Here is a 12707-nt window from a genome sequence, read left to right on the forward strand (position 1 = left end):
TCCATGAACCTCGACAAGCTCCATCTCAACATCAGCAGTGGCATGGTGGTCGCCGCGCGGCATTGGCGGCGGATCTGCCAGACCACGCTCGCCAACTATGGCATCTCCGAAGCCTGCGCCGTGCCGTTGCTGATCATCGTGCGGCTCGGCGACGGTGTGCGTCAGGTGGCCGTGGCCCAGGCGGCCGGCCTCGAAAGCCCATCGCTGGTGCGCCTGCTCGATCAGTTGTGCGGCTCGGGCTTCGTGGTGCGTACCGAAGATCCGACCGATCGTCGCGCCAAGGCCCTGAGCCTGACCGCCACGGGTCGCGAATTGGCCGAATCCATCGAGTCGGAGCTGGTACGCCTGCGTCGCGATGTACTCAAGGATATTGCCCCCGCCGATCTCGAGGCGGCCCTGCGCGTCGTTCGCGCCTTTGAAGAGGCCAGCCCGGGCCCGTTGGCGGATCTGTCTTGAAAGGATTCATGAGCGACATTCCGCCCCTCAAGGATTGGTTTTACGGCCTGCGCACCTTCATTGCCTCAATGCTGGCGCTGTACATCGGCATGCGCCTGGAAATGCCTCGGCCCTACTGGGCCATGGCGACCGTCTACATTGTCTCCAGCCCCTTCGTCGGGCCGACCAGTTCCAAGGCCGTGTACCGTGCAGTCGGGACCTTCCTCGGCGCGGCTGCGGCGGTGGTCTGTGTGCCGCTGTTCGGCCAGAGCCCCATATTGTTGTCGTGCATCGTGGCGTTCTGGACCGGGACGCTGCTGTTCATCTCGCTGCACGTGCGCACCGCCAACAGCTATGCGTTCATGCTCGCCGGTTACACCATGCCGCTGATCGCCTTTCCGGTGGTGGATAACCCCACAGCCGTATTCGATATCGCCTCGGCGCGCTTTCAGGAAATCTGCCTGGGCATCGTCTGTGCGGCGGTGGTGGGGGCGGTGTTCTGGCCCAGGCGCCTGGCGCCCGTGGTCGAAGGGGCAATCGGCAAGTGGTTCACCGAGGCCACGGCCTACAGCGCCCGCTTCCTTTCCCGCACCGTGAAGGCCGATGAGGTCGGCAGCCTGCGCGCCTCCATGGTGCCGACCTTCAATTCGCTGGAACTGATGATCGGCCAGTTGCCCCACGAAGGCTCTCGCCCGCAGTTGCTGCGTAATATCCAGGAATTGCGCGGACGCATGATTCACCTGCTGCCGGTCATCGATGCGCTGGACGATGCGCTGGTCGCCATCGAGCGGCGTACCCCTGAACTGGTCGACGCCATGGCGCCGTTGCTCGAACACTGCCTGCAATGGCTGGAGCAGACGGCCATCCGGCCCGACGAAACCGCCTGGCAGCAATTGCATGCGCGCATCGATGCGCTGCAGCCCGATGAGCAGGCGCTGGACGATCGTCGCCAGTTGCTGCTGTCCAATGCGCTGTTCCGGCTGACCGAATGGATCGACCTGTGGCAGGACTGCCGGTCGCTGGAGTTCGCCATTCGCACCGACAGTCGCGTGCCATGGCGGGCGGTCTACCGGCACTGGCGGCTGGGCCGCCTGAAGCCGTTCTACGATCGTGGCCTGATGCTCTATTCGGCGTCCACGGCCATTTCGGCAATCATCGTCGGCTCGCTGATATGGATTTACATGGGCTGGCAGGACGGCGGCAGCGCGGTGATTCTGGCGGGCGTTTCGTGCAGTTTTTTCGCAGCGATGGACGACCCTGCACCGCAGATCTATCGGTTCATGACCTGGACCGCCGTATCGGTCATCGCGGCCAGCCTTTATCTGTTTCTCATCTTGCCCATGGTTCACGATTTCCCGATGCTGGTGCTGGTGTTCGCGGTGCCGATGATCGCGGTGGGTACCCTGACGCTGCAGCCCAAGTTCTACCTGCCGACCTTGCTGTCGCTGGTGAATACCGCGACCTTCATCAGTTTGCAGGAAACCTACTCGGCGGATTTCTTCACCTTCATCAACTCCAACCTGGCAGGGCCGGTGGGGCTGGCGTTCGCCTTTGGCTGGACCATGATCATGCGCCCGTTCGGCACCGAGCTGGCGGCCAAGCGCTTGACCTATTTCAGCTGGAAGGACATCGCCGGCCTCAGCGAGCGCTCGACCCTGGCCAAGCAACGACGCACCGGCATCCGCATGCTCGATCGCCTGATGCAGCAGCTGCCGCGTCTGGCACAGACGGGGCAGGACACCGGTGCCGCCCTGCGTGACGTGCGCGTGGCGCTCAATCTGCTGGATATCCTGGCCTATGCGCCGCGAGTGCCGAACGAGTCGCGGCTGCTGTTGCGCCAGGTGTTGAAAGAGGTCGGCCGGTACTTCTCGGCGTGCCTCAAGGCGCGTGAACGAGTCCCGGCCCCCATGGGTCTGTTGATGACCATGGACCGTGCCCGCCGCGCGCTGAACGTGCAAGGTGTCGGCGTAGAGGGCGCGCAGGCGCGCGTTCATTTGTTGCACGCATTGAGTGGTTTGCGCCTGGCACTGTTACCTGGCGTGGAAGTCGTGATCGATGCAACGGAGGCCGAACAACATCCGCCGCACGGCCTCGATGGAGCCCCCCTATGATTGGTGAACTGGATGTCGGCGGGGTGTTCCTGCCAACGCTGCTGGTGATCATGGCGATCACCTACGGTGTGTTTCTGGTGGTACACGGCGTCTTGAACCGTGCCCATTTCTATCGCCTGGTCTGGCACCGGGCTTTATTCAACGTCGCTCTCTACGCTGTGCTGCTCGGCGCAGTGGATGCCATCTGCCGAAGCCTCATGACATGAAAAAACCCCTGCTGACCCTTGGCCGTCTGATTCTTACCTTGCTCGTCGTCGCCTTTGCCTGCGTGGTGGTATGGCGCATGGTCATGTACTACATGTACGCCCCCTGGACGCGCGACGGTCACATCCGTGCCGACGTGATCCAGGTCGCCCCGGACGTGTCCGGGCTGATCCAGGAAGTCGATGTGCGCGACAACCAGGTGGTCAAGCGCGGCGACGTGCTGTTCACCATCGACCAGGATCGCTTCAAGCTGGCCCTGCGCCAGGCCCAGGCCAGCCTGGCCGACCGCAAGGAAACCCTGGCCCAGGCACAACGCGAGAACAAGCGTAACCATGGCCTCGGCAATCTGGTGGCGCGCGAGCAACTGGAAGAAAGCCAGTCCCGCGAGTTGCGTGCGCAATCGGCGGTCAACGAAGCGCAGGTGGCGGTGGACGCCGCGCAGCTCAACCTCGACCGCTCGGTGATCCGCAGCCCGGTCGACGGCTTCCTCAACGACCGTGCGCCACGCGCCCACGAATTCGTCAGTGCCGGCCGCGCGGTGCTCTCGGTCGTGGACAGCGCCTCGTTCCACATCGAAGGCTATTTCGAAGAGACCAAGCTGTCGCAGATCCATGTCGGGCAGCAGGTCGATATCCGCATGATGGGCGATAACACGCGCCTGACAGGCCACGTGCAGAGCATCGTCGCCGGCATCGAAGACCGCGACCGCAGCGCTGGCAGCAACCTGCTGCCCAACGTCAACCCGGCGTTCAGCTGGGTGCGCCTGGCGCAGCGGATTCCGGTGCGCATCGCCTTCGACGACCTGCCCAAGGACTTCCGCATGATCGCGGGCCGTACGGCGACCGTGTCGATCATTGCCGATGGCGACGGCCATGGCGATGCGCACCCGGCAGGAGCGGCCCAATGAAAGCCGCTGGCAGTCTGAGTGTCTTGTGCCTGAGCTTGATGCTGGCCGCGTGTTCGACCGTCGGCCCCGATTACACGCTGCCCAAGAATGCCGCGATCAACCGCGCCGACCTGCAAGGCGATCTGGCCGGGGAAGACAGCAATGTGGTGTCGGCGCCGGTGCCGGCGGATTGGTGGCGGATGTACAACGATCCGCGCCTCGACGAGTTGGTGCACCAGGCAATGGCCTCCAACACCAATTTGCGCGTGGCGGCGGCGAACCTGAGCCGGGCGCAGTTTCAGGTCGATGAGGCCAATGCCGAAGGGGGCTTTACCACCTCCGCCAGTGGCGAAGTGCAGCGCGTGCAGGAATCGGGACAGGCGTTTCTGTTGACCGAAAAAGTACCGGTGGGCAACCTCGGTGCGTTCTCGATCAAGACCTCCTATCAGTTCGACCTGTGGGGCACGCTCAAGCGTGGCGTCGAGGCAGCCAATGCCAATGCCGATGCGGCGCAGGCAGCGGCCGATACCGCGCGCATTACCGTGGTCGCCGACGTGGTGCGGGCTTACACGCAGATCTGCGCGGCGAACGAGGAGCGCAATATCGCCCAGCAGTCGCTGGATCTGCAGCAAGAAGGTGTGCGCCTGGCGACGCGCCTGCGGGATGCCGGCCGCGGCGACGAAACCCAGGTGACACGCACGCAGACGCAATTCAAGTCCTTGCGCGCTGACCTGCCCAAGTATGAAGCCGCCCGCCAGACGGGGATGTTCCAGCTGTCGATGCTGCTGGCCAAGCCGCTGGCGCAACTGCCGGCCGGCACCGCCGATTGCGCCGAGCTGCCGCACATCGCGCAGGTGCTGCCGGTGGGCCAGGGTGCCGAGTTGCTCAAGCGTCGCCCAGACGTCCGCCAGGCCGAGCGCAAGCTGGCGGCGGCCACGGCGACTATCGGCGTGGCGACGGGGCAGTTGTATCCGGACATCAGTTTCGGCGCGACGGTGGGCACCGTGGGCCTGCTCGATTCGCTCAACGAGCCGTCGAGCAATCGCTGGGGCTTCGGCCCGCTGATCAACTGGACTGTACCGAGCAACGGCGCGCGTGCGCGGATTCACCTGGCCGAGGCCAACACCCAATTAGCCTTGGCGAACTTCGATAACACCGTGCTCAACGCCATCCGCGAAACCCAGACCGGCCTGGCGCAGTACACCGCTTTGCTGGACCGCCGCGACGCGTTGGCCGATGCGGCGACGTCGGCAAAACAGGCGGCCGACCAGACGCACCAGTTCTATATGTCCGGGCGTGAATCGTTCCTGGCGGATCTGCAGGCGACCCGGACTTACACCGACGTGCGCGCCCAGTTGGCGGCGGCGAACACTCAGGTGGCGATGCAGCAGATCAATCTGTTCCTGGCGCTGGGCGGAGGATGGCAGCAGCAGGGCAAGCCCTAGGATCTGCGTTGATTGAACTGACGCCGCCGGATGCGCAACCTTGTTCCCACAGGTGTACGACATTGGCTCTGTACACCGTGGGAGCAAGGTTGCGCGTTCGGCGGCGAAGAGGCCGGTAAATGCGCCGTGATTCTCAGCTCTGCCAAAGACTGAACAACCCCTTCGCCGCCTTTTGCACCCGCTCCGCTTCCCGCCCCACCGAAAACTCTCCGGCTTCGCGCCGCCGCCGATTCAGCTGCACATTCGCCGCGCTGTTGTAGCCCTCCAGCAGCAACCGCTGCAACGCTTGCAGATTCACCGGCGCCGGCAGCACCGACACTGCCACCACCTGCGGCAACCCCAACAGTTCGCGATTGAACGCCACCGCCTCGGCGATCACCGGCGCCTGCGGATCAGGGCTCAGCTTGTCGATCTGACTCAACACCCCGATCACCGTCGGCGGACGGTGATCGACATTCTTCGCCAAGGCAAACCAGTCATCCAATCGACGCCGCAGCTGTTGGTCCAGCGCTCGGGCCGGTTGATTGGCCTTGAGCACCCACAGCAACAGATCGCAGTCGCGGACCTGCTCAAACAGCAGCTTTTCGGTCTTGACCTCACCATTGAGCCCCGGCAGATCCACCAGCCGCAGCGCGGTATCGCCGTCGATACGGCAGTCATACACCTGCACCCCATCGGTGGCCGGCAGCGCGCTGACCTCGGCGCGCATGCCGCCGGTCAAGGCATTGATCAGCGATGACTTGCCCGCGCCCACCTGGCCAATGAAGCCGATCCGGATCGGCTCCAGTGGCGCGGCCAGCCGTTCGGCATCCTCGCGCCCGGCCTCGCTGGTTTTCAATTCGTCCTCGTCGAAGCGGAAATGCCCGCCGTACAAATCGATGGAGGCGCGCAACACCTCAAGCATCAACAGGTACTTGAGGCGTCCTTGCAGTTCATCACTCAGGCCGTGGAACACCTCGCCACGCAGCTGGCTGAGCACTTCGGCCATCAGCCCGTCCGGGGTGACCATGCGCAGCGCGCGGTAGGTGTTGAAGGCCTTCATGGCCCAGGGCCCGAAGCGGTCGAGGTGCTCGTTGACGGTCATCAAGGTCGACAGGCGCAGATGGTCGACCCCCGGCACATGGGTCTTGAGCACGCGCCGATAACGCCGGCTGACCTGCTCCACGATAGCCAGCAGCTCCGGAGCAGTAAACGCCCAGTGCGCGCGCTTGGAACCGCTGCGATACAGCTCGGCGACCCGGCGTATCACCTTCAAACCGTTGTCCGGCAGCTGTTGCCAGTCGGGGCTGGCGTTAAGGATGTCGAGCAGTTCGGGCAGCATCTGCTGGTGTATCTGTTGATCCCGCGCCAACCAGTAATCGGGGATTTTCGGCGCCTTTTGCGCGGCCTGTTCCACGGCTGGGGCGACCCGCGCGGTCATGCGCCGCCGGGCGATCCACAGGCCGACGCTGACCAACAGCGTGCTCACCAGCAGCGCCAGCAAAAACGCCAGCCAGTAGCCATAGCGAAACAGCCCATACAGCCCGAAGCCGGCCAGCAGCAACAGCGGAATGCCCAGCGACAGCAGAGCGAAGGGCATCAACCGATCGGACATCCGCGCCATGGCGGCCAAGCCGTTGACGGTTCTCTTCATGAAGGCTTCTCGTTGTTAGGCGTGTCAGTGGGTGGCTGTTCATCCCGGGCAACCGGCAAGATGTGCTCGAACGCCTGCTTGAACTGCGCGTTGATGACCTCGGATGACACCGTCTCGCCGCGCTTGGCCCGATAGAAGTACAGGCACGCCGCCCGCCCCAGCGCGTAGGTGTAGCAATAGCTGGCAACCGCCGCCGAAGCGCCCCCCACCGTTTGCCCATACACCGGGATCAACTTGACCAGCTGCCGCAGGCCCAGGCGCGAGGCGTATTGCAGGCCGAAGCCAGCGCCCATGGCGGTGCCGAATTCGGCCAGCAAGCGCTTGCTCCACACCAGGCCGTAGCGGTTGGCCAGGCTGTGGAGCATTTTCAGTTGCAGCGCCGGCACCGACACCAACCCCAGCGCAGGTACCGCATCGGTGGCCCCGGCCGCCCCGGCGTACCACATGATTTCACGCTTGAGCTGCTGGAAGTTCTGCTCCTCGACGTTGGCGTGGCCGCGATCGTCGAACAGTTCGGTGATGATCGGCAGGCGCTCGCCGAGTTTCTCAGTCAGGGCCGCCAAGCCATAGGGCTGACCGTCGATGCCGACGAAATCCACCGCTACGCTGTCGACCTCGCCCCACACCGCCTCGACCTGCTGCTGATTGTGGCAAATGCAGCGCTGGCGCTCGTCGCCATCCGCCACCTGCTGGATGCCGGTGTGCACCAGCAGCAAATCGCGGATCTTGCCCGAGCGGCGAATCTGCTTGAGCGCGCGCAGCACCTGGGATTGTTCAGGGTCTTCGGCTTTCATCACCACGATCAGGGCGTGGCTGGCGGCCTCGCAGTTGGCGATGTCTGCGCTGGCGTCGTAGTCGGCCTCGGCCAGGCCGCGGGTGTCCATGAACGCCAGCACCGGGGTCTGCGCCGGGAAGCGGTACTGCGCCGAGGTCAGGGTGCAGGGGCGAAAGCCCGAGCCCACTTCGATGCGGTCCAGGCCAGTGAGGGCGCGGATCAGCGAGGACTTGCCGGCGCCGGTCTTGCCCAGCAGCCACAGGGTCGGCAGGTGGTCGTCGCTGTGCGCGAAGGCGGCGCTCAGGTTCGGATCCCTGGCGGGGTTAAGGGTCCGGTAGAGGCGGTCGATCAAGCTCATCGGTTATCGGTCCTGTCTCGGCGGTCGAGGGGCATTCTAGCGCGCGGCACCCCCCGGAGCGGTGATGCCTGTGGCGCCATGCCGCAGTGGGGTGCGCAGTGGCCTTTTGACTTGGATCAACAGAAGCGCCCAAGGGTTGCTCGAAGATGCAACTACCTCATCGAGTATCTGTCATGGCAAGCCATTTCGCTTTTCTAAAAACCCCGCTGGCCCGCGAAATCGCTGTGATTGTGCTGGTCAAGCTGGCACTGCTCATGGGCATTCACACGCTGTGGTTCGCCACCCCGGCACCGCTCATGGACGAACGCGCTTCTGTTGCCCAGCACTTGCTGGGCGCTCCCACCGTCTTACCTGAGAAGAACCCGCAATGATCTCTGAATCAGTCGTCGACCTGTCTCGGCTGCAATTCGCCATGACTGCGCTCTATCACTTCCTGTTTGTGCCCCTGACCATCGGCATGGCGTTTTTGCTGGCGATCATGGAGTCGGTCTACGTCATGACCGGCAAGCAGGTGTACAAGGACATGACCCAGTTCTGGGGCAAATTGTTCGGCATCAATTTCGCCCTCGGGGTCACCACGGGGCTGACCATGGAGTTCCAGTTCGGCACCAACTGGGCCTACTACAGCCACTACGTAGGCGACATTTTCGGTGCACCGCTGGCAATCGAAGGGATGATGGCGTTCTTCCTCGAGTCGACCTTCATCGGCCTGTTCTTCTTCGGCTGGGAGCGCCTGAGCAAGGTCCAGCACCTGGGCGTGACCTGGCTGGTAGCGCTGGGCTCGAACCTGTCGGCGTTGTGGATTCTGATCGCCAATGGCTGGATGCAGAACCCGGTGGGCGCGGAGTTCAACTTCGTCACCCTGCGCATGGAGCTCACCAGCTTCAGCGCGCTGATCTTCAACCCGGTGGCCCAGGTGAAGTTCGTCCACACCGTGGCGTCGGGCTACGTGACCGGCGCGGTGTTCGTGCTGGCGATCTCCAGCTTCTACCTGCTGCGCGGGCGCGATGTCGGCTTTGCGCGGCGCTCGTTCGCCATCGCCTCGGCGTTCGGCATGGCCTCGATCCTGTCGGTGATCATCCTCGGTGACGAATCCGGCTACGAGATCGGCGACGTGCAGCAGACCAAGCTGGCAGCCATCGAGGCCGAGTGGGACACCGAGCCGGCTCCGGCTGCCTTTACCCTGTTCGGCTTGCCCAACCAGGCCGAGCAGCGCACCGACTATGCGGTCAAGATCCCCTACGTGATGGGCATTATCGCCACGCGCTCGGTGGACAAACAGGTCACCGGCATCAAGGACCTGGTGGTCGAGCACGAGCAACGGGTGCGCAACGGCATGCAGGCTTATGCACTGCTGACCCGACTGCGTGGCGGTGACCATAGCGGCCCGACCATAGCGGCCTTCGACGCGGTGAAGAGGGACCTGGGCTACGGCCTGCTGCTGAAGAAATACACCGACAAGGTGGTGGACGCCAGCGACGCGCAGATCAAGCAGGCAGCGCTGGATACCATCCCCGGCGTGGCGTCGATTTTCTGGACTTTCCGCCTGATGGTGCTGAGCGGCCTGTTGATGCTGGCGCTGTTCACCTGTGCCTTCTACGCCTCGGCGCGCAAAAACGAGCACCGCAAGCGCTGGCTGCTGAGATGGGCGGTGATCAGCCTGCCGCTGCCGTGGGTTGCTACTCAGACCGGCTGGTTCGTGGCCGAGCATGGGCGCCAGCCGTGGTCGATCGGCGAAGTGCTGCCTACGCATCTGTCGGCGTCCAGTTTGTCCGCCGGGGACATCTGGGGCTCGCTGCTGGCGCTGGTGGCGTTCTACACCGTGCTGCTGGTGATCGAGATGTACCTGATGATCAAGTTCGCGCGCCTGGGGCCGAGCAGCCTGCATACCGGTCGCTATCACTATGAGCAAGACGTCGCTGCCAAGCCTGCCGTGATCCTCAAGGGAGTTCCTCAACATGTTTGATTACCAGACACTCAAGCTGATCTGGTGGGTGCTGGTCGGCGTTCTGCTGATCGGTTTCGCCGTGACCGATGGCTTCGACCTCGGCGCCGCCATCCTCATGCCGCTGGTGGGCCGTAGCGACAAGGAGCGCCGCGTGGTGATCAACACCATCGCCCCGCACTGGGACGGCAACCAGGTCTGGCTGATTACCGCTGGGGCCGGCTTGTTCGCCGCCTGGCCGCTGGTGTATGGCGCGGCCTTCTCGGGGTTCTACTGGGCGTTGTTGCTGGTGCTGTTCGCGCTGTTCGTGCGGCCGGTGGGCTTCGACTACCGCAGTAAACTCGACAATACTCGCTGGCGCCAGAGCTGGGACTGGGGGCTGTTCGTCGGTGGCCTGGTGCCGTCGCTGGTGTTCGGCGTGGCCTTCGGCAACCTGCTGCTGGGCGTGCCGCTGGAGCTCGATGACAGCCTGCGTTCCAGCTATCACGGCAGCTTCTGGCAGTTGCTCGCACCGTTCGCGCTGCTGTGCGGCGTGGTCAGCCTGAGCATGCTGGCGATGCACGGCGGCAGCTGGCTGATGCTGCGCACCGAAGGCGCCATCGCCCAGCGCGCGCGGCGGGCGGTGCAGGTATTGGCGTTGGTGTTTCTCATCACCTTTCTGGGCGCAGGGCTGTGGCTGGCGCTGGGCGGTATCGATGGCATGGTGATTACCTCCAGCTTCGATCCATCGGCCGCACTCAATCCCTTGGACAAGACCGTAGTGACAGGCAATCCGGGCTGGCTGGGCAATTATCAACGTTACCCGATCACCGCCGTGGCGCCGCTGCTGGGCGTGCTGGGTGGCGTTTTGGCCTTGCTGGCCGCCAGTGGTCGTTCGTCACGGCTGGCGTTTCTGGGCAGCAGCCTGGCCATCGTTGGCGCGATCTGCACCGCGGGCTTCGCGCTGTTCCCGTTCATCATGCCGTCGACCTTCAACCCGGCCGCGAGCCTGACGATCTGGGACGCGGTGTCGAGCCGCCTGACGCTGACCATCATGCTGGTGGTGGCCGCCGTGTTCGTGCCGATCATCCTCTGCTACACCACCTGGTGTTACGTGAAAATGTGGGGCCGCACCACCACCGCGCATATCGAAGAAAACCCCTACGGACTTTATTGAGGAGCATTTGCCATGTGGTATTTCGCCTGGATTCTCGGCGTGTTGCTGGCTTGCAGCTTCGGCATCATCAACGCCCTGTGGCTGGAGGCGTCCAACTGCCTGGACGCGGGGCCTGATCATGCTGACTGAGGCGCGGTGTGCATGGCGCGGCGCCTGGAGTCGGGCGCTGTCGCTGCTGCTGTGCGTGCCGCTCAGCGTGGTGCTGCTGGTGCAGCCCACGCTGTTGCTGGACAGGCAGGGCGGCTATAGCCATGGCAGCCTGATGCTGGTGTTGTGGGGGGTGTCCATCGGCTATGTGCACGGCATGGGGTTCGACCCGCTGGCGTGGGCGTGGCGGTTGGCGTTTCAGCCGATACTGGGGTGGTGCCTGATGCTCCTCGGCTTTGCCCTGTTGCTGGCGCACTGATCCCTGTCTGGACTGGGGACGCACCACATTCCCCGATCCCAACCCCCCCATCCGCGCAGCCCGGGTGCCAGCCATTTATGCTATAGCTACGCCATCCCCCAATACCTCCACCCCCCAGGAGCCCCCATGTCCCAGGAAAAACCGCGCAGCGCCGCCACCGACCTCGTCCAGGCAGGCCGCTTTGCCGGCAGCGGTGACTGGCTGCCGGTCAACCCGCCCATCACCCGTGTCAGCACCGTGCTGTTCAAGGACCTGGAGGCCATACGCGCGGCCGAGCGCGCCGTCGGCGGCCCCACCCGTTCGCTCACCTATGGCGCCAACGGCAACCCCACCGCCTTCGCCCTGGAAGACGTGATCAACCGCCTCGAAGGCGCCCACGGCACCTGCCTGTACGCGACCGGCCTGGCCGCCGTGGCACAAATGTTCCAGTCCTTTCTGCGCCCCGGCGAGCACGTACTGATCACCGATGCCGTGTACACCCCGGTCCGGCGCCTGGCGCGCACCCTGCTCGACGCCTTCGACATCGAGTACGACTACTACGCCGCCGACGGCAGCGACATCGAATCGTTGATCAAACCCAACACCCGCATGATCTACGCCGAAGTACCGGGCTCCCTGGCCTTCGAGATGTGCGACCTGCCGGCGCTCTCGACGCTGTGCAAGGCCCGCGGCCTGCTGCTGGCGGTGGATAACTCCTGGGGCTCGGGCGTGCTGTACCGGCCACTGGAACTGGGTGCGGACATCTCGCTCATGGCCCTGACCAAATACGTCGGCGGCCATTCCGACGTGATGATGGGCAGCGTCAGCGTCACCGAGGCCCACTGGCCGGCGTTGAAAAAGATGTGCACCGCCGTCGGCAACACCGTCAGCCCCGACGACGCCTACCTCATCCTGCGCGGCGCCCGCTCCCTCTCAGCCCGCCTGGCGATGCATCAGGCAAACGCCATGCACGTGGCGTTGTGGTTGCAGCAACACCCGCAGGTCGCGCGGGTGATGTACCCTGCACTGCCTGAAGACCCTGGGCATGCCCTGTGGAAGCGCGACTGCCATGGCTGTAACGGATTGCTGAGTTTCGAATTCAAGGCCGTCGATCAAGCGCAGGTAGACGATTTCGTGAAAGCGCTGACGCTGTTTGGCGTGGGCTATTCGTGGGGTGGGTACGAGAGCCTGGTGACCCAGGTGGACCAACACGGCACGCGTTCGGTGGCGGATTGGTCAAAGGCTGGGCTGATGTTGCGGTTGCATGTGGGGCTGGAGGATCCGGATGAGTTGATTGCGGACCTGAGCAACGGCTTCGCCGCACTCGGGTAAGCCCAGCGCCTGCTCCGCAGGGGCCGACACGGCGCCACCGGC

The 12707-nt window shown here is 64.3% G+C and carries 13 protein-coding genes; 11 read left to right on the forward strand and 2 right to left on the reverse strand.

Features of this window, described 5'->3' with window-relative positions; translation table 11 throughout:
• The first annotated feature begins 3 nt into the window (after window positions 1-3).
• The 5 genes from LIX93_RS17710 to LIX93_RS17730 are packed head-to-tail and all read left to right on the forward strand — an operon-like array spanning window position 4 to window position 5081.
• A complete protein-coding gene (locus LIX93_RS17710; protein ID WP_226505354.1) occupies window positions 4-456 on the forward strand; it encodes a MarR family transcriptional regulator in 453 nt (150 codons plus the stop codon).
• Window positions 453-2546 carry an FUSC family protein gene (locus LIX93_RS17715; protein ID WP_226505355.1) on the forward strand — a complete coding sequence of 698 codons (2094 nt, stop codon included), beginning with the start codon at window positions 453-455 and terminating at the stop codon, window positions 2544-2546. The genes LIX93_RS17710 and LIX93_RS17715 overlap by 4 nt, the downstream gene beginning before the upstream one ends.
• Window positions 2543-2752, forward strand: coding sequence for a DUF1656 domain-containing protein (locus tag LIX93_RS17720; RefSeq protein ID WP_226505356.1), 210 nt, complete (start codon window positions 2543-2545; stop codon window positions 2750-2752). The genes LIX93_RS17715 and LIX93_RS17720 overlap by 4 nt, the downstream gene beginning before the upstream one ends.
• Complete coding sequence (locus tag LIX93_RS17725) at window positions 2749-3657, forward strand: HlyD family secretion protein (protein WP_226505357.1); 909 nt, start codon at window positions 2749-2751, stop codon at window positions 3655-3657. Before LIX93_RS17720 ends, LIX93_RS17725 begins: the two co-directional genes overlap by 4 nt.
• Window positions 3654-5081 carry an efflux transporter outer membrane subunit gene (locus LIX93_RS17730; RefSeq protein WP_226505358.1) on the forward strand — a complete coding sequence of 476 codons (1428 nt, stop codon included), beginning with the start codon at window positions 3654-3656 and terminating at the stop codon, window positions 5079-5081. The genes LIX93_RS17725 and LIX93_RS17730 overlap by 4 nt, the downstream gene beginning before the upstream one ends.
• 133 nt (window positions 5082-5214) lie before the next feature.
• Here the strand turns inward: LIX93_RS17730 and LIX93_RS17735 are convergent, their stop codons facing one another.
• Together LIX93_RS17735 and LIX93_RS17740 are read right to left on the reverse strand one after the other, a co-directional pair.
• Window positions 5215-6714, reverse strand: a complete 1500-nt coding sequence (locus tag LIX93_RS17735) for a GTPase domain-containing protein (RefSeq protein ID WP_226505359.1) — start codon at window positions 6712-6714, stop codon at window positions 5215-5217.
• The gene (locus tag LIX93_RS17740) at window positions 6711-7847 is read right to left on the reverse strand and encodes a GTPase (RefSeq protein ID WP_226505360.1); all 1137 of its coding nucleotides are present in this window, start codon (window positions 7845-7847) and stop codon (window positions 6711-6713) included. The genes LIX93_RS17735 and LIX93_RS17740 overlap by 4 nt, the downstream gene beginning before the upstream one ends.
• A gap of 173 nt (window positions 7848-8020) precedes the next feature.
• Between LIX93_RS17740 and cydP the strand changes: the two genes are divergently transcribed.
• The 6 genes from cydP to metC all read left to right on the forward strand — a co-directional run bounded on the left by cydP (window position 8021) and on the right by metC (window position 12665).
• Window positions 8021-8218, forward strand: a complete 198-nt coding sequence (cydP, locus tag LIX93_RS17745; RefSeq protein WP_226505361.1) for a cytochrome oxidase putative small subunit CydP — start codon at window positions 8021-8023, stop codon at window positions 8216-8218.
• Window positions 8215-9813, forward strand: a complete 1599-nt coding sequence (locus LIX93_RS17750) for a cytochrome ubiquinol oxidase subunit I (protein ID WP_226505362.1) — start codon at window positions 8215-8217, stop codon at window positions 9811-9813. The genes cydP and LIX93_RS17750 overlap by 4 nt, the downstream gene beginning before the upstream one ends.
• Window positions 9806-10948, forward strand: coding sequence for a cytochrome d ubiquinol oxidase subunit II (cydB, locus tag LIX93_RS17755; protein WP_226505363.1), 1143 nt, complete (start codon window positions 9806-9808; stop codon window positions 10946-10948). The genes LIX93_RS17750 and cydB overlap by 8 nt, the downstream gene beginning before the upstream one ends.
• 12 nt (window positions 10949-10960) lie before the next feature.
• A complete protein-coding gene (cydX, locus tag LIX93_RS17760; RefSeq protein WP_226505364.1) occupies window positions 10961-11077 on the forward strand; it encodes a cytochrome bd-I oxidase subunit CydX in 117 nt (38 codons plus the stop codon).
• The gene (locus LIX93_RS17765) at window positions 11067-11354 is read left to right on the forward strand and encodes a cyd operon YbgE family protein (RefSeq protein WP_226505365.1); all 288 of its coding nucleotides are present in this window, start codon (window positions 11067-11069) and stop codon (window positions 11352-11354) included. The genes cydX and LIX93_RS17765 overlap by 11 nt, the downstream gene beginning before the upstream one ends.
• Before the next feature lie 126 nt (window positions 11355-11480).
• The gene (gene metC / locus LIX93_RS17770) at window positions 11481-12665 is read left to right on the forward strand and encodes a cystathionine beta-lyase (protein ID WP_226505366.1); all 1185 of its coding nucleotides are present in this window, start codon (window positions 11481-11483) and stop codon (window positions 12663-12665) included.
• The last annotated feature ends 42 nt before the right edge of the window (window positions 12666-12707 follow it).

It is taken from the genome of Pseudomonas sp. MWU16-30317 (assembly GCF_020515695.1).
In the GTDB taxonomy this organism is placed as follows: domain Bacteria; phylum Pseudomonadota; class Gammaproteobacteria; order Pseudomonadales; family Pseudomonadaceae; genus Aquipseudomonas.

Coding starts and splice junctions, on each gene's coding strand:
- LIX93_RS17720 (WP_226505356.1), top strand. CDS start 2,543: ATGATTGGTGAACTGGATGTCGGCGGGGTGTTCCTGCCAACGCTGCTG.
- LIX93_RS17765 (WP_226505365.1), top strand. CDS start 11,067: ATGCTGACTGAGGCGCGGTGTGCATGGCGCGGCGCCTGGAGTCGGGCG.
- LIX93_RS17740 (WP_226505360.1), bottom strand. CDS start 7,847: ATGAGCTTGATCGACCGCCTCTACCGGACCCTTAACCCCGCCAGGGAT.
- cydX (WP_226505364.1), top strand. CDS start 10,961: ATGTGGTATTTCGCCTGGATTCTCGGCGTGTTGCTGGCTTGCAGCTTC.
- LIX93_RS17750 (WP_226505362.1), top strand. CDS start 8,215: ATGATCTCTGAATCAGTCGTCGACCTGTCTCGGCTGCAATTCGCCATG.
- cydB (WP_226505363.1), top strand. CDS start 9,806: ATGTTTGATTACCAGACACTCAAGCTGATCTGGTGGGTGCTGGTCGGC.
- metC (WP_226505366.1), top strand. CDS start 11,481: ATGTCCCAGGAAAAACCGCGCAGCGCCGCCACCGACCTCGTCCAGGCA.
- LIX93_RS17710 (WP_226505354.1), top strand. CDS start 4: ATGAACCTCGACAAGCTCCATCTCAACATCAGCAGTGGCATGGTGGTC.
- LIX93_RS17725 (WP_226505357.1), top strand. CDS start 2,749: ATGAAAAAACCCCTGCTGACCCTTGGCCGTCTGATTCTTACCTTGCTC.
- LIX93_RS17730 (WP_226505358.1), top strand. CDS start 3,654: ATGAAAGCCGCTGGCAGTCTGAGTGTCTTGTGCCTGAGCTTGATGCTG.
- LIX93_RS17735 (WP_226505359.1), bottom strand. CDS start 6,714: ATGAAGAGAACCGTCAACGGCTTGGCCGCCATGGCGCGGATGTCCGAT.
- cydP (WP_226505361.1), top strand. CDS start 8,021: ATGGCAAGCCATTTCGCTTTTCTAAAAACCCCGCTGGCCCGCGAAATC.